This window comes from Croceimicrobium sp. (genome assembly GCF_965228705.1).
Taxonomy (GTDB): Bacteria; Bacteroidota; Bacteroidia; order Flavobacteriales; family Schleiferiaceae; genus Croceimicrobium.
Genome location: NZ_OZ245832.1, coordinates 3,608,461 through 3,624,214 on the forward strand (window position 1 = coordinate 3,608,461; position 15,754 = coordinate 3,624,214).

The window sequence follows — 15,754 nt, forward strand, 5'->3', positions numbered from 1 at the left end:
AAGGTTGGTTTTAATTGTTAAGGAAGCTTTTTAATTGCCTCACAAACTTGTTCGATTGCCTCAAAGCTAACATCATGATGCGTAACAAAGCGTTGCTTGCCTTGTCCCATATCGATATGCAAAATTCCAGCTTGCCTTAAATGCTGATTAAACTGGTCAATCGACTTTTCGTGCTTCAGGTTGAAAATCAGAATATTGGTTTCAATAGTTTCGATGGGTTCCACCCAGCCAGAAGCTTCTAAGGCCTGAGCTAAACGACGCGCTTTTTCATGATCTTCCGCCAAGCGGTCAATATGATGATCCAAAGCATAAATTCCCGCAGCCGCTAAATAACCTGCTTGCCGCATGGCTCCGCCTAATTTCTTACGAATAAAGCGCGCCTCATGAATAAAGTCTTTAGATCCTAATAGTAAAGAACCTACCGGACAGCCTAGTCCTTTGCTCAGGCAAACTGAGATCGAGTCGAAGCGTTGGCCATAGTCACTGGCTTTTTGACCAGTCGCCACCAAGGCATTCCATAAGCGGGCACCATCCAGGTGTAAGCCAAGGCCCTTGGCTGAGGTGATTTCTCGAATGGCATCGATGGTTTCGAGATCGTAGCATGCGCCGCCCCCTTTATTAGTGGTGTTCTCCAAAACAACCAATCGACTGGTAGCGGCATGGTGATCCAATGGATTTTGCAGAGCAGCGGCTACTTCCGCTGCTTCCAATTTTCCCTTGGGTCCGCGTAAAGGGCGCACCTGGCAAGCACTGTTAAAAGCGATGCCTCCTCCTTCGTAATTGTATACATGGGAGTATTCGTGGCAGACTACTTCTTGCCCTGGTACGGTATGCGTTTTAATTGCAATTTGATTGGTCATGGTGCCGGAGGGGCAAAATACTGCCGCTTCCATACCAAACATTTCGGCAGCCTTGGCTTCCAGTGTATTGATGGTGGGATCTTCTCCAAATACATCATCTCCAACCTCGGCGGCCCACATGGCTTTTTGCATTTCGGGCAGAGGCTTGGTAAAAGTGTCGCTACGTAAATCGATCATCAGCATTTTTTTCGGGTAGTAATTTACGGACCAAAGCAAAGAGCAACAGGAAAAAAGCCAGGAAAAAACTCATGCGGGCCATAAATTGATCCATGGGCTGGAAGGGCCAATTCTCGAAGGGCTCCGGACTTTCTAATCCGCTTAAGGCATTGCCAATCCAAGGTGTGATTAAAAGAAGGAAAAGAGGAATGGCCCAGCTCCAGGCGATCTTTCTTTTTTGTTCAAAGTAGAGCCAGAGACGAGCGATGAAAAGATTGCTCAGGAGTAAGCTGGCGGAAGTGGCTAAAGCTCCAATTTTTGGAAACCAAGCCAAATAGGAGGCAGTATGATCATGGGGAATAGCCATATACAGACCCAGGTCCCAAGGATTTAGTTCGAAATAAAAGGGCAGAGCATCCGCGCTTAACATCAAAAAGATAAAGGCTAAATTGGCTCTTTGCAGTCCCCAAAAATCTTTTCCTACAATATACAGGGTCCAGGCTAGGGCTGGTAAAAGGCCCCAACTGTTTTCGGTGCTTAAGGAAGCGCCTAAGAGCACCCATATACCGGCGGCAATGCTGAGGTATTTAGGGTGGTTTCGCTCAGCAGCAATTAATAAAGGTGTCCAGGCAAAAGCCAGTAAAAACCAAAGCCAATCTGAGTGGTAATATCCGTAAATGAAAGCCAGGGTAGAAGTACCCAGGGGGACTAATATTTTGCGCATTAAGACCTTTTAAAGGTCTCAAAGTTAAAGCGTAGAGAGAAGATATTCGAATATAGGGTGCCCGAAGCACTGGCAATGTCGGTTAAGGCATAATCCAGATAGATACCCTTGTAGGCAAAGCCGATCCCTAAATTGGGCTGCAAGCTAAAATATTCGCTGCTGTCGAAGTTTTGGAGCTTTTTGACGTTTCCGGCCCCAGCCCGTAAAAAGATGAAATTACGGTAGGCAAGCTCAAGACCCAAATTCGGATTGAAGTTTACAAAGTCGGAACCCAACAATACATTTTGTTGGCCTCCAAAACTTAAATCAGCGCTGGCCTCGGCATGCAGATTGTAACGATCATTAAGCTTAAAATTGCGACCTGCCCCTAAGAGTAAGCGCGGGATAGTGAGCTCGAGATTTTCGGTTGGCAATTCATTTGGCGTTAGATTGAAGATATCGCCAAATTCATCTTCATGAATGGTCCAGGCATTAAAGGTGGTGGTAATATCGCGCAGGGTAGCGCCAAACATCCAGGCCCCTTTGCGATACTGAATACCAGCATCGAAACCAAAGCCAATGGAGCTGGCGAATTCGCCAATCTGACGGTAAACTAATTTGAAACTTCCACCATAATTAAGGCCTTCCACGGTTTTAGATCGACGGGCATAGGAGCCAATTAGGGCATAATCTGCAGCGGAAAATCGGGTGATACGATCGTAATCTACATTGCCATCTTGATCGATAAGATCGGTAGTGTTGAGAATGTCATCTACCCCAAAGCGAATAAAAGCCAGGCCTCCAGAGCTGTATTCATCTATGGCCTGTGCATAAGCGGCGTAATCGTACTGGGCAATACTGGCAAAATACTCAGCATGCATGGCCGAAGCTTGCCATGAATTTCGAATATTGGCCAGGCCAGCCGGGTTCCAATAAGTGGCATTCACATCATTTGTGGATGCAATAACGGCATTGGAAAGCGCCATGGCACGGGCATCTACCCCGATTTCCAAAAAGGCGTTCGAATACTTGCGACCTTGGGAAAAGGCCAGCATAGGGAGGACTAAAAAAAGAATGATTCGTCTCAAGGGAATTCTTTAGGCAAATAAATAAATTTCCTCCTTCATAACTTTAGCGATTAGCTAATATTGCCCTTATGTTTAAAAGGAATCTTCCAAATATGCTCACTTTGGCCAATTTGGCCAGTGGCGTGCTGGCAATAATTGCCCTCTTCGAAGGCCGATGGGATTTAATCCTGTGGTTTTTGGGAGCTTCATTGGTTTTTGATTTTTTAGATGGATTGGTCGCCAGAGCGCTGGGGGTGCATTCCGAATTAGGCTTGCAACTCGATTCCATGGCTGATCTGATCAGCTTCGGTTTAGCCCCTGGTATTGCCCTCTTTCACACCTTTCAAGAAGCAGGTCGCAGTGGAGAGCCTTTGCCAGATTTTTTACCCTATTTAGCTTTGCTGGTGCCCATTTTCTCGGCCTTGCGTTTGGGGAAGTTTAATTTGGACGATCGGCAGGAAGAGTTTTTTATTGGCTTACCCACGCCTTCTAATGCCATTTTACTTTATTCCCTCTGCCTGTGGGCCCAGACTACCAGCAACCCCACTACGGAGGCTATTCTCTTGCATCCCTTTTTCCTAACGGCATTAAGCATCATTAGCTCCTTACTCTTGGTAGCAGAGCTTCCGCTGATGTCATTCAAAATAAAGGACTGGTCCTGGAAGGCCAATCGCTCGCGAATTATCCTGGTTTTAGGGATCGTTGTGCTTTTTGCGCTTTTACGTTTTAGGGCATTGGCCTTTATTATACCTTTGTACCTTCTAATTTCACTCCTATTTAAGCCCGGTAAAAGGGCCTAATGATTATAACTATGAAGTTTAAAGCGGAAATCAACATCATGCCTCATAAGGCTTTATTGGATCCCCAAGGTAAAGCAGTAAGTAACTCCATGAAGAATATCGGTTTACCCGAGATCTCGGATGTTCGCATTGGTAAGCACATTCACCTGGAGGTGGAAGCCGACTCTGCAGATGCTGCTCGTGCTAAGGTGGATGAAGCCTGCAAGAAACTCTTAATTAACCCAATTACTGAGGGTTACGAGTTCGAGGTATTCGAAATTTGATCGATTCGCTCCCAGTGCTTTAAGGTATTTGCCTGAAGCCCATAATTTTAAAGAGGCCATTGCAATGATTTATTCCTTGCAATGGCCTCTTTTTTTAACCCTTAGCTTTTACAAATAGGGCAATTTTTCTGCTGCTCTTATTGCCATTGTGATCACTGGCTTCCAGCTGTAGCTGAAAATGACTGTCACTTAAATTGGGGTCCAGGTAATAGCTGGTGTCCAAAACAACAGATTGACTGTGACTGTGTTGCGACCAGTGAATTTCCTTGGTCATCTTCGATAAATTATTGAGGCCCAAATACCAATCATGCAATTGATCATTATCGCTAATGCGAACTTCAAAATGCAAGGAATCCCCAGCAGTAGCTTCGAGCAGATGGGGTAACAATAGCTCAATTTTCGGAGCGCTTTGATCTTCCATAGCACTAAACTCTTTTTCGCAGGCCGTAAATGCCATCAGGCTTAAAGCCGAAAACAAGATTGCCTTTTTCATAAAAAGTAATTGAAGCTTAGGCTGATCTGATTGCCACTTTGATAGTCGCCAATCTGTGCAAATCCCGGGAATTGATATTGGCCTGTTAATGACCATTTGGAACTACTGTATTGATATCCCAATCCAGCCAACCAGGCACTGCCCCCCGTTCCAAATTGATAATAACCTCGCTTGTTTACATCGCGCATCAGATATTGATGGTCGAGGCTGAGGTAAATCATCGACAAAGCTTTGCTACCCCATTCGAAGTTACGGGCCGCTTTTAAGGAATTGAGCCATTGATCGCCAAAGCGATAGGCATAGCGGTTGGTGGTGTTTTGCGCATGGGCCGCTTGATAAACTAGCAAATAGTCCTTCCAGCCATATTCATACTGTAGGCTAAAAAGAAAATCCCAACTAGCACTACCACGCTGAAAGCTGGGGGCAATTAGACTTTCAATAGGGCGGTCTTCAAATTTTCCGGTGGGAGCTTGGATGCCGGCAGAGAGGTATAAGCTATGACTGCTTTCATTGCCCATCCAGGACCAAACTTTCTTTTGCAGGCTCAAGCTTAAATCGCCAGGGCCATTGAGTTCGGCGCGACTGCCATCATCATTAATCTCTCGCTCGGCGTACATCCAAGGCAAGCTCAGTTTTACTTGCCAATTACTGGAAAGTGCCCATATACCACTGATTTGCAATTGATGGAAATAGTCCTGACTTAAAGGCCCTTGGAAGCTTTTAAGTTGATAGTTGAAATTAAGAAGGCTGCGACCTTGATTGGTGAAATCGCCCATGCCAAAAGCCATGCTGCCACAGCTGCAAACATCGCAGGCCGCACTGCGCAGCCAAGATACGCTCAGCAACAGGATGCTGAGCACAATTTTGAATTTCATGAAATTTAGAATTAAGTTTTACCTAAGTCGATTAAAAGAGTCGGGTAAAACTTGGAGGCTTAGGAGCCTGAGCCAAAAAGGGCTGTAGATACTTTGAAAGCACTAAAGGCTTATCGAAGGTCTTAGCATCAATATTCGTTTGAGGAATTTCATCAGATCCCAGCCAAAACCAATCATTAAAAACCCGGAAGGCCGGTAAGCCCGGTTCTTCTTGAGAGGAGCTATCGCACTGCAAGATTTTTACTACCTGGCAGCTGCCATTACATTGCGATTCGGGATTGTCCTTATTCTCGCATAATTGCTCCGCATATTCTTGATAGCGCAGGGCGTAATCCAGCATTACCGGAATGGGCAATAAGAGCTGGCTTAGGAGGCTGCTTAATATGAGTATGCTGGCGAGTTTTTGCAAGATGGCCACAAAGATAAAGGCCTGGACTTTTGCTCAAGGTGACATTCTTCATCTTTTAATCTAATCTTAATTATGCCTTTCTCGATTGACTGAGCCGAGGAAGAAGCCTAAATTCGAACTATGAACTTTTTAGCGCATTTGGCCCTCAGTGATAATGATCCAGAACTTATGATTGGTAATTCCATTGCCGATTTTACCCGCCGTAAGTTTTACGATCAATATTCGGAGGGGATTCGCAAGGGGATCGAATTGCATCATTTTATTGATGAGTTTACCGATAGTCATGCTATTGTGGGTGAAATGCTCGAAGCCTGGCGTCCTGCGCAGGGTAAGTATGCCGGAGTGGTGAATGATATCGTGATGGATCATTTTTTAGCTCGCAGTTTTAATAGCTGGACTGGTGAGAACCTGGAAGCCTTTGCTCAGAAGTCTTATGATTTGTTCCGTGATTATTGGTCGGTATTGCCTGAGCGGGCACAGCATACTTTTACCTATATGGAGCGTGGCAATTGGTTGAAGAATTACCAGCATCGTCATGGATTGGAGAGCAGTTTAAATGGCATGTCGCGCAGAGCCCAAAATGAAAATCGCATGGCCCATGCCGTGGTTCAGCTCGATCGACAAGAGGATTTTTTCAAGGAGCGATTCGAAAATTTTTTCCCGGAACTGCAAAAAGCGGTGCAAGATCAACTGTGAATTTATTTCATAAAAAAAGCGCAAAAACCTAATGGCCTTTGCGCTTTTGCTATGCTGTGGAGGAGCTTATTTTAAGCTGCCTACCATTTCTTCGGGTTTAACCCAAGCGTCGAATTCTTCCGCGCTGAGGTAGCCTAAATTGATGGCTTCCTCTTTAAGAGTAGTGCCATTTTCATAGGCGGTTTTGGCAATCTTAGCCGCTTTTTCGTAACCAATCTTAGTGTTTAAGGCCGTTACCAACATCAAGGAGTTGTTCAAGTGGCGTTTGATTACATCGTGATTAGGCTCAATGCCTACAGCACAATGCTCATCGAAGCTAACACAAGCATCGCCAATTAAACGAGCCGATTCTAATACCGCATGGGCCATTACCGGTTTGAATACGTTCAATTCATAATGACCATTCGAGCCGCCAACAGTTACAGTGGTGTCATTACCCATTACACGAGCCGCAACCATAGTCATGGCTTCCGCTTGAGTAGGATTCACTTTGCCAGGCATAATGGAAGAACCAGGCTCATTGGCAGGAATTAAAATCTCACCAATACCGGCACGAGGACCGGAGGCTAAGAGGCGAATATCATTAGCGATTTTCATTAAAGAAACGGCTAATTGCTTTAAGGCGCCATGAGTTTCTACTAAGGCATCGTGAGCCGCTAAAGCTTCAAATTTATTGTCGGCCGAACGGAAAGGCATGCCGGTGAATTCAGCGATTTTCTTCGCTACTAATTCGGCATAACCTTCGGGCGTATTAATTCCGGTTCCAACCGCGGTACCCCCTAAAGCTACTTCTGAAAGGTGATCCAAAGTATTATTGAGGGCTTTTAAACCGTGATCTAATTGCGATACATAGCCACTGAACTCCTGACCCAAGGTTAGGGGGGTGGCGTCCATTAAGTGCGTACGGCCAATTTTCACCACATTTTTATTGGCTTCGGATTTAGCCGCCAGGGTATCACGTAATTGCTTTACGCCTGGAATGGTGGTTTCTACGATCATCTTATAGGCGGCGATGTGCATGCCGGTAGGGAAGGTGTCGTTAGAAGACTGGCTTTTGTTTACGTCATCATTTGGGTGAATCATGCGTTCGCCTTCACCCAATTTGTTGCCAGCAATAACATGAGCGCGGTTGGCTACCACCTCATTTACGTTCATATTGCTTTGGGTACCGGAACCTGTTTGCCAGATCACCAATGGAAATTGATCATTGAGGCTGCCAGTTAAAATTTCATCACAAACTTTAGAAATGAGATCTCTCTTTTCTACCGGAAGAACACCTAAATCTGCATTGGCGTGAGCGGCGGCTTTTTTCAAATAAGCAAAGCCATGCACGATTTCGATGGGCATGCTGGCTGCTGCTCCGATCTTAAAATTGTTACGGCTACGCTCGGTTTGCGCACCCCAATACTTATCGGCGGGCACCTGAACTTCGCCCATGGTGTCCTTTTCGATACGGTAATCCATATTCTTGAATTTGAGAGTTTAGTGTGTAATTATCCAGCTGCTGATGAAAACCGTCAACAGCAAAGTGAGTACAAAAATACCGAGGTAGAGGCCGCGGTGCCAATTTTTACCCAAAAAATAGAGAGCTAAATTAAAGGCTATTAAGAGGTAGCCCATCCAGCGAAAGCCCAAGGCCCATTCGGGAGGGTTATCCCATTGCCCGGAGCTACTGGCCTGCACCGCCACAAATAGCTTTTGCCAAAATTCTTGCTCCAATCCGAAGTGTCCCAGATAGATGCAAAAGATGGCGCAGATCAGGGCGCTGAAGGTGAGGAAATTGCGCAGACTCATTAAAAATGGTGTTTAGGACTTTAGTGGATTGAGTTTTTGCTGTACTTTAGCGGCCACAAATTTACCAACGATGTTCACCAAAGTATTAGGATTCTTTATCTTTTTGTTCATCTTCTTGATGGGTTTCAGCATGTTGCTATTCTTGGGTCTCTTTGTAGGCTACTGGTTAACCCTTATTGGCCTAGAGCAAGTAGCTCCCAAGTTAACCTATTGGATGATCGGTTATAAAGAAGAAGAGGCTTAGTCCTAAGCTTTATATCATATTTTGAAAAACCGTTTTGGCCTATGCCGAAGCGGTTTTTTTATGCGCCTACTTTCCCCTCGCGGCAATAATTATCTTTACCAAAATTCAGCTTATGGCCCGTATTTTTTTCGCTCTCCTGATTTTGCTGTCTTCGGTTTCTTGTCAAACAGAAGCTAAAAAGGTACCGGTAGATCTATTGGTGGTGGCTAAGCAGATTTACCTGAAAGCAGGTGAGACCGCCCAGGCCATGGTGATTAAAGATGGCAAGGTATGGGCAACAGGCAGCCAGAAAGAATTAGAATCGGCTTATAAGCCACAAGCAACCAAGGTTTTTGAGGGCATGTATATCTACCCGGGTTTTAATGATGCCCATGCGCATTTTCTCGGCTATGCCCGCAGTTTAGGGAGGGTGAATTTAGTAGCTACCCAATCCTGGCAAGAATGCTTGGAGCGTTTGCAGAATTTTGCTGAAAAGAATCCCAATGATTTTCTCTTAGGTCGAGGTTGGGATCAGAATGATTGGGAGAGTAAGGAATTCCCCGATCGAAAAGCTTTGGACTCACTTTATCCCCATACCCCGGTTCTATTGAAGCGAATCGACGGACATGCGGCTATTGCCAATCAAGCAGCTTTGGACTACGCTGGGATTAATGCATCCACAACTGTGGCAGGAGGGACTATTGATTTAGCTAAGGGCATTTTAATCGATAATGCAGTCGACCTAATTGAAGAACCTCAAAACGATCCGGAGCGAGATAAAGAATTGATTCTGAAAGCTCAAGAATATTGCATCCACGCAGGCTTAACATCCATTACGGATGCGGGTCTTAAAAAGAAGGATATTCAAATTTTACAGGACCTAAGTGAGAGTGGTGAATTAAAGCTGCGCCTCAATGTAATGGTCTCAGATGATTCAGCTTCTTTGGCCTATTATTTTGCCAGAGGGCCGATTGAACAGCCGCGTTTTAGGTTAAAAACGGTGAAGTTTTATTTGGATGGCGCTTTGGGTTCTCGTGGAGCTTTATTGTTGAATTCTTATGCAGATGATCCCGGTAATTATGGTCTGCAATTAAAGCCCACCAATTACTTTTTAGAGATGGCCGATTCCTTGAGTCATCAGAAGTGGCAAATGGCCATTCATGCCATTGGCGATTCGGCCAACCGCTTAGCCACGCAAATCTTCGGCGTGGGGTATTTACATAATCGCAATCACCGTTGGCGGATCGAACATGCGCAAGTCGTGCATCCTCAGGATTTAGAAGATATGAAGGCTCTGGGCGTGATTCCGTCCATCCAGCCTACCCATGCTACCTCAGATATGTATTGGGCGGAGGAAAGGCTGGGGCCAGAAGCGATTCAGTATGCCTACCGAGCCCAAAGCTTTTTAGATCAGGGATTGGTTTTACCCTTGGGAACCGATTTTCCGGTAGAGGATATTAATCCCCTCAATACTTTTAGAGCAGCTCGCTTTCGCGTAGATGCCAATGCCTATCCGGAAGGGGGCTTTAGAGCCGAAGAAGCCCTTAGTTTTGATGAGGCCTTAAAAGGTATGACCTGGTCCGGAGCCTATGCCAGTTTTGAAGAAGAAGTGAAGGGGTTATTGGAGCGTGGTTATTATGCCGATTTCATTGTGATGGATCGCGATTTGAAAAAGCTAAAGGCCGATGAGTTTTCCAATCTGGAAGTAAAAGCAACCGCCATCAATGGTGAATTTCTCTATAGTCTCTAATGGCAAATTGGTCCTATCGCATTCGGAATGGGGCGGTTAAAATCCTCTGCACTTTGGATTATTGGCTTAAGCCTAAGCAGCGCAATGGGCAAATAGCCCTGCATGCCATGTTTAAGGATGAGGCTCCCTTTTTAGCAGAGTGGATCGAGTATCATCTATCGCAAGGGATCGAACATATTTATTTGACCAATGATAAGAGTAGTGATCATTGGCAAGAGGTGCTAAAGCCTTATTTGGAAGCGGGATTAGTAGAGGTCGAAAACAGTATAAATCATCCTGATTTTTATACCCGCGAGGAATACCATAAAAAGCGCATTTCGGCGAAAGCCGCCAAAAAATACGAATGGATCGCTTTTCTAGATAGTGATGAGTTTTGGTTCTGCAAAAATGGCTATGCCTCGGTATTAAAGAATGCCCCTGTCAATGCTTCAGGATTGGTTTTCAATTGGCTGATATATGGCACGGCGCATCAAGAAAATTTGGCGGAAGGCGAATGGATGTTGGAAAAACTCAATCGTCGTTTCCCGGATGGGCATGAAGAGAATCAGCAAGTAAAGACCGTGATTCGCTCAGGCTATGGCGCACGCTTTTTTAATAAGAATCCACATTATCCCAATTACTCACCTTTGGCTCCCTTGTATTGGAGTGATGGAGAGAGATTTCGTCCAGGCCAAAAGCGGGTTTTAATTGAGCCCGGCCACATTAAACATTATTGGTATCGCACCGAAGCATTTTTTAAACGGGTAAAACGCGGGCGCAGAGCTTTTTTTGATGGAAAGGAGCGCTCGGCGATTTTAGAGGATTGGCATTATAGGCGTTCCAATGCCGTGTTCGATCCATTTCCTGAGAAAGCCTTGCGAGCTTTGAAAAAGTACCATCAGGATTTCCAGGATCAAAAGGCCTGAATTCTCAAATAGAATCGCTCGATTACATTGGTGTCAGCTAAACATTTATGGCTTTTTCCGCTATATTTAGCATCCATAAGATTTTGCAGGAATATATGAAAGGAGATACGCCGACTCGATTATTTGATTTTCCGCGCTTTCAGTTGAATAATAAGCCCTTAGCGGATTCATTAGCCACAAAGGTAGACGGGAAGTGGAAAAAGATATCCACCCAGGAATATGTAGACTTGAGTGATCAATTTGGCCGAGCGCTGATTGAGGCCGGTTTACAGCCCGGAGACAAGGTGGCGGTAGCTTCGACGAATAACCGCTGGGAATGGAATATTCTCGATATCGGAACCCTGCAAGCCGGCTGCGTAGACGTGCCGGTATATCCCACTATTTCGGAAGATGATTATGAGTATATCTTTAATGATGCCGGCGTAAAGCTGGTTTTTGTTTCGGATGAAGCTCTCTATGAAAAGATCATTCACATTAAGAATAAGGTAGAAGGCCTGGCCGAAATCTACACTTTTGATCAGGTACCCAATGCGCCTAATTGGATGGACTTTATGGCCATGGGGGAGAGTAATACACATCAAGAGGAATTAGAGCAGCGCATGAAGGCCGTGAAGACGGAAGATTTAGCTACCCTAATTTATACTTCGGGAACTACCGGTAGACCCAAGGGAGTAATGCTCTCGCATCAGAATATTGCTTCGAACAGCTTGGATTCCTTTCCACGAATTCCCACTAAGGGTGATAATGAATTGGCCCTTAGCTTTTTGCCGCTCTGTCATGTGTATGAGCGTATGCTAATTTACCTCTATTGCTACGCCTGCGTGCCGATTTACTATGCAGAAAGCATGGATAGCATTGGGGATAATATCCGCGAATTAAAACCCACTATTTTCACCGCCGTTCCTCGATTATTAGAAAAGATTTACGACCGAATTGTAGCCAAAGGCTCCGAGCTGACTGGTATTAAAAAGAAGCTCTTCTTTTGGGCCATTGAACTGGGTGAAGAATATGAGCTCACCGGAAAAGGAGGCCTATATAAAATGAAGCTAGCCATTGTTCGTAAGCTGATTTTTAGCAAATGGCTGGAAGCCCTGGGCGGTCGAGTAAAGGCTATAGCAAGTGGTTCAGCCGCTTTAAACCCACGATTGATTCGTATTTTCTCAGCAGCCGGGGTGAATATCCAGGAAGGCTACGGTTTAACGGAAACATCACCCGTGATTTCAGTGAATGGTCCGGATGTAGATCAAAAGCGCATTGGCACGGTAGGTCGTTTAATTCGCAATGTAGAAGTGAAGATTGCCGAGGATGGTGAAATCCTCTGTAAAGGTCCTAATGTGATGTTGGGCTATTATAATAAGCCAGAAGCTACTGCTGAAGTATTAAGCGAAGATGGCTGGTTCCATACTGGCGATATCGGTGAATTTGTAGACGGCGACTTCTTAAAAATTACCGATCGTAAAAAGGAGATTTTCAAGACTAGCGGTGGTAAATATATCGCCCCTCAGTTAATGGAAACGCGCTTTAAGGAAAGCCACTTTATTGAGCAAATTATGGTGATTGGTGAAGGGGAGAAGCATCCTGCCGCCATCGTTCAGCCTGATTTTGAATTTTTGAAATCCTATTGTAAGCGCAAGGGACTGGAATATGGCTCTGAAAAAGAAGTAATCCAGAACGAGAAGATTAAAGCACGGATTTTCAAGGATGTGGAAGCGATAAACCACAATTTTGGAAAGTGGGAGCAGGTAAAGAAAATAGAGTTGAGCGATCATGCCTGGACGGTAGATTCGGGTGAATTAACGCCGACCATGAAGTTGAAACGTCGTATTGTGCAGTCTTTGCATCAAGATCATTACGAACGTATCTACGGCCATAAACCTGGGCACTAGGCTAGGTTGAAGAAATGAAAAAGCCGCCTCGGATTAACCGAGGCGGCTTTTTTTATACCCCCTTCAAAAGAGTATTAAAAGCTAATGGTGTCTAGATCAGTCACCTGACCTGCATTTACCATAATATTAGTAGTGTCCTTAAAATTGAAAGGCGCTTGAGGATTAAATTCAACGGTGTAGGTACCTGGGTTTAGTCCTGCTAATAAGAAATAACCAGTGTTGGTATCAGCAATGGTAGCTGCTGAGTCTCCCAAAGTATTGTGTGCTAAAATGCCGGTCATAACGGAATCGGGCTGAATAAAGCCACTGATGCTACCGGTACTACTGCTAGTGAAAACACGAATTACCGGTTTCAAAGAGTAGTCACCATTACCTTTAAGTACGATGGAACGATGGGCATCGAAATCAAGACTAAATTCATAAACCAAATCGGCTTGAAGGGTATAGTTAACCAAGAGTTTTAGTCCGGATTGACTACCAGATGGGACTTTTAAGCTAAGACTATCCGTAGCAGTCACAATAGAATTATTGGGGCCTAAGATTAATCGGATTTGGTTTAGCTTGCCTGCAGGAACTGAGGCTTGGCCAATGAGGGTGTCTAAACCATTTTGAAAGTCCAGTAAATTATAAATACCGGCTTGGGTGTTTAGGCTAATCCAGGCCGAGCTGTCTACCTTAAGTTCAACATTTTGTAAATCAATGTAAACGGCTTGGTAGAGACCAGGCGCATCGGTTAAATTAAGTCGGACTTGAGCCTGACCTTCTTGATTGTTGGGCTCGGAATCTTCTTGACAAGATTGTAAAAAAGTGAAACTAATCAGACTCATACTGATTAGGAGGGTTTTTCGGAAATTCATTGATTTATCTTTTAGATATAACGATGAATAGGAAGGAATTGTTTGTTGTAAACTTTTGTAAGTGACTGTAAAGCAGATTGTTATTATGGTAAGTGTTTCCGGCCTATGCTGACAGTCAGGCTCTAGGACTGGTTGAAAATCTTCAAAATAAATCTGAAAATTTTCGCTTTTTCTGACCGAAATAGGCCCAAATAAGGCTCTTGGGATAAAGTCCATTCATGCTTTTAAAGGACTTTTGCTTTCGCTTGATGCGTTCACGATAGAGTTCGGTGAACATAGCATAAAAGGCGAAATGAGCCCTTACAATCGCCCAAACATGAGTTAGCTTAGCTTGACTTAAAAGTCGTAATCCTGCTAATCCATCCAGCAGCAAGCGACTGAAGATAATGCGCATGGACTCCAAATGCGGCAGATTCAGAAAGAGTATGATCAGGTTATTACGAAAATTGAGGTAAGTCTTTTTAGGGGAGGCGGCATCCAGGGTTGCTCCTCCCAGGTGATAGACTACACTGGCGGGTTCTACGGCCACTTTCCAGCCTTGGATTTGCATTTTCCAACAAAGGTCAATTTCCTCCATATGGGCAAATAGGGAGGCGTATAATCCACGGACCTCATTATAGGCAGTTTTGCGCACCGCGAGACAGGCTCCGGTTGCCCAAAAACATTCCTGATAGTCGTCGTATTGCCCCTCATCACTTTCCAAAACTTCGAAGAGACGACCTCTACAAAAGGCATAGCCCAGGCGATCCATATAACCACCGCTGGCTCCGGCGTATTCAAATTTGGAGCGATCTTTTAAATCGAGGATTTTTGGTTGTAGGGCTCCCAATTTAGGTTCTGTTGCAAAACGAGCTGCGATAGGCTCCAACCAATTGGGGGTAGATTCGATATCCGAATTGATTAATATCACCAAATCCTCCTCCAATTGTGCAATCGCTCTGTTATAGCCTCCGGCATAGCCATAATTATCGTCCAGCTTTATGATCTCAACTTCTGGAAGTTTTTCCTGGGTCCAGCTGATACTCTTATCCGAGCTGGCATTATCTACCAGATACACTTTTCCGAGGCCTTTTGAGTCGGCGACCAATTTGGGTAAGTAACGTTCTAGTAAAGATTGACCATTCCAGTTGAGAATTGCTACGGCGATTGTATCAGGCATATTTCCAGCGTTTATGGCTCCAAAGCCAATTAGGAGGGTCGGATTGAATGAGTTTGTCCAAGGCTTTTACATGGGTATCAGTTACCATATGGGGCTCTTGATCTTGGGTGTTTTCAAAAAGCAAATGCCCCTCAATTTCATAATATCCGCGCTTTACGCGATGGATATCAATAAAGACCACCGCTAAATCACATTTGCGGCTGAGGTTTTCAACCCCCAAATGTACCGGAGTGTCTTGATGCAGAAATTGGGTACGGTACTTAATCTTGCCGCGATGTGGACTTTGATCCGCCATGAAAACGTAGAGGGGGCGCGGGTCGGGATTATTTAACATGAAGGGATAAGTGTCCTCCATTTTAAAGAGCTTTAAGCCGAATTGCTCACGGATCTTCACGATCAGTTTATTAAAGCGAGGGTTTTTCAAAGGATGGTAAACCGCGTAGCAATTTTGGGGTACCACTAGGGGAATGCTCATGGCGGTCCACTCGAAGTTGGTATGATGTCCCATCACCATTATCAAGCCGCGATTTTGATCGTAGATGTTTTGAAACACCTCGGGATTGCGCAGTACAAAACGCTTGCGCATGGTTTTTTCGGAAACGCTCAGGCTTTTGAAGGACTCAACCAGGATGTCGCTGAAATTGCGGTAAAAGCGACGCCGAATATTTTTGATTTCGGCCTCATCTTTTTCAGGAAAGGAGCGCTTGAGGTTTCCGTCTATTACTTCCTGACGGTATTTTAAAACTTTTGACATCAGCCAGGCGAGGAAATCGCTGAGGCGATACAAAAGGAAAAAGGGCATATAGGAAAGCAGGCGCCCAAAAGCCAGCGCCAGATAATATCCAATCATGCCGCAAA

At 44.8% G+C, this 15,754-nt stretch carries 18 protein-coding genes; 7 read left to right on the forward strand and 11 right to left on the reverse strand.

What is annotated here, in order from left to right; genetic code table 11:
• Positions 1–17 precede the first annotated feature (17 nt).
• The 3 genes from ACO05P_RS16095 to ACO05P_RS16105 are packed head-to-tail and all read right to left on the reverse strand — an operon-like array spanning position 18 to position 2,807.
• Positions 18–1,037, reverse strand: coding sequence for a threonine aldolase family protein (locus ACO05P_RS16095; protein WP_421752455.1), 1,020 nt, complete (start codon positions 1,035–1,037; stop codon positions 18–20).
• Positions 1,021–1,740 carry a hypothetical protein gene (locus ACO05P_RS16100; RefSeq protein WP_421752457.1) on the reverse strand — a complete coding sequence of 240 codons (720 nt, stop codon included), beginning with the start codon at positions 1,738–1,740 and terminating at the stop codon, positions 1,021–1,023. Before ACO05P_RS16100 ends, ACO05P_RS16095 begins: the two co-directional genes overlap by 17 nt.
• Positions 1,740–2,807, reverse strand: a complete 1,068-nt coding sequence (locus ACO05P_RS16105; RefSeq protein ID WP_421752459.1) for a PorV/PorQ family protein — start codon at positions 2,805–2,807, stop codon at positions 1,740–1,742. Before ACO05P_RS16105 ends, ACO05P_RS16100 begins: the two co-directional genes overlap by 1 nt.
• A 68-nt stretch (positions 2,808–2,875) precedes the next feature.
• Between ACO05P_RS16105 and ACO05P_RS16110 the strand changes: the two genes are divergently transcribed.
• Entirely contained in the window at positions 2,876–3,586 is a 711-nt protein-coding gene (locus ACO05P_RS16110; protein WP_421752461.1) for a CDP-alcohol phosphatidyltransferase family protein, read from the forward strand.
• An 11-nt stretch (positions 3,587–3,597) separates the two neighbouring features.
• A complete protein-coding gene (gene purS, locus ACO05P_RS16115) occupies positions 3,598–3,849 on the forward strand; it encodes a phosphoribosylformylglycinamidine synthase subunit PurS (RefSeq protein ID WP_210757683.1) in 252 nt (83 codons plus the stop codon).
• A 94-nt stretch (positions 3,850–3,943) separates the two neighbouring features.
• Here the strand turns inward: purS and ACO05P_RS16120 are convergent, their stop codons facing one another.
• The 3 genes from ACO05P_RS16120 to ACO05P_RS16130 are packed head-to-tail and all read right to left on the reverse strand — an operon-like array spanning position 3,944 to position 5,626.
• Positions 3,944–4,342, reverse strand: a complete 399-nt coding sequence (locus ACO05P_RS16120; RefSeq protein ID WP_421752463.1) for a hypothetical protein — start codon at positions 4,340–4,342, stop codon at positions 3,944–3,946.
• Positions 4,339–5,217: a hypothetical protein gene (locus tag ACO05P_RS16125; protein WP_421752465.1), complete on the reverse strand. Its 879-nt coding sequence runs from the start codon at positions 5,215–5,217 to the stop codon at positions 4,339–4,341. The genes ACO05P_RS16120 and ACO05P_RS16125 overlap by 4 nt, the downstream gene beginning before the upstream one ends.
• A gap of 31 nt (positions 5,218–5,248) precedes the next feature.
• Positions 5,249–5,626, reverse strand: a complete 378-nt coding sequence (locus ACO05P_RS16130; RefSeq protein WP_421752467.1) for a hypothetical protein — start codon at positions 5,624–5,626, stop codon at positions 5,249–5,251.
• A 120-nt stretch (positions 5,627–5,746) separates the two neighbouring features.
• On the opposite strand from ACO05P_RS16130, the gene ACO05P_RS16135 reads away from it, so the two are divergent.
• Positions 5,747–6,322, forward strand: coding sequence for an ACP phosphodiesterase (locus ACO05P_RS16135; RefSeq protein WP_421752469.1), 576 nt, complete (start codon positions 5,747–5,749; stop codon positions 6,320–6,322).
• A gap of 66 nt (positions 6,323–6,388) precedes the next feature.
• On the opposite strand, the gene fumC is transcribed toward ACO05P_RS16135, so the two are convergent.
• Together fumC and ACO05P_RS16145 are read right to left on the reverse strand one after the other, a co-directional pair.
• On the reverse strand, positions 6,389–7,786 hold the full coding sequence (fumC, locus tag ACO05P_RS16140) for a class II fumarate hydratase (RefSeq protein WP_421752471.1): 1,398 nt from the start codon (positions 7,784–7,786) through the stop codon (positions 6,389–6,391).
• An 18-nt stretch (positions 7,787–7,804) separates the two neighbouring features.
• Positions 7,805–8,116 carry a hypothetical protein gene (locus ACO05P_RS16145; RefSeq protein ID WP_421752473.1) on the reverse strand — a complete coding sequence of 104 codons (312 nt, stop codon included), beginning with the start codon at positions 8,114–8,116 and terminating at the stop codon, positions 7,805–7,807.
• A gap of 70 nt (positions 8,117–8,186) precedes the next feature.
• On the opposite strand from ACO05P_RS16145, the gene ACO05P_RS16150 reads away from it, so the two are divergent.
• The 4 genes from ACO05P_RS16150 (at position 8,187) to ACO05P_RS16165 (ending at position 12,880) form a co-directional block, all read left to right on the forward strand.
• Complete coding sequence (locus tag ACO05P_RS16150; protein WP_421752475.1) at positions 8,187–8,360, forward strand: hypothetical protein; 174 nt, start codon at positions 8,187–8,189, stop codon at positions 8,358–8,360.
• 112 nt (positions 8,361–8,472) lie between these two features.
• A complete protein-coding gene (locus ACO05P_RS16155; protein ID WP_421752476.1) occupies positions 8,473–10,089 on the forward strand; it encodes an amidohydrolase in 1,617 nt (538 codons plus the stop codon).
• Positions 10,089–10,994: a glycosyltransferase family 2 protein gene (locus tag ACO05P_RS16160; protein ID WP_421752478.1), complete on the forward strand. Its 906-nt coding sequence runs from the start codon at positions 10,089–10,091 to the stop codon at positions 10,992–10,994. The genes ACO05P_RS16155 and ACO05P_RS16160 overlap by 1 nt, the downstream gene beginning before the upstream one ends.
• A 47-nt stretch (positions 10,995–11,041) precedes the next feature.
• Complete coding sequence (locus ACO05P_RS16165; protein WP_421752480.1) at positions 11,042–12,880, forward strand: AMP-dependent synthetase/ligase; 1,839 nt, start codon at positions 11,042–11,044, stop codon at positions 12,878–12,880.
• 74 nt (positions 12,881–12,954) lie between these two features.
• Here the strand turns inward: ACO05P_RS16165 and ACO05P_RS16170 are convergent, their stop codons facing one another.
• From ACO05P_RS16170 to ACO05P_RS16180, 3 genes are all read right to left on the reverse strand, one after another.
• Positions 12,955–13,737, reverse strand: coding sequence for a DUF4382 domain-containing protein (locus ACO05P_RS16170; RefSeq protein WP_421752482.1), 783 nt, complete (start codon positions 13,735–13,737; stop codon positions 12,955–12,957).
• Between the two features lie 142 nt (positions 13,738–13,879).
• Positions 13,880–14,896, reverse strand: coding sequence for a glycosyltransferase family 2 protein (locus ACO05P_RS16175; RefSeq protein ID WP_421752484.1), 1,017 nt, complete (start codon positions 14,894–14,896; stop codon positions 13,880–13,882).
• Positions 14,889–15,746, reverse strand: coding sequence for a lysophospholipid acyltransferase family protein (locus ACO05P_RS16180; protein WP_421752486.1), 858 nt, complete (start codon positions 15,744–15,746; stop codon positions 14,889–14,891). The genes ACO05P_RS16175 and ACO05P_RS16180 overlap by 8 nt, the downstream gene beginning before the upstream one ends.
• Positions 15,747–15,754 lie beyond the last annotated feature (8 nt).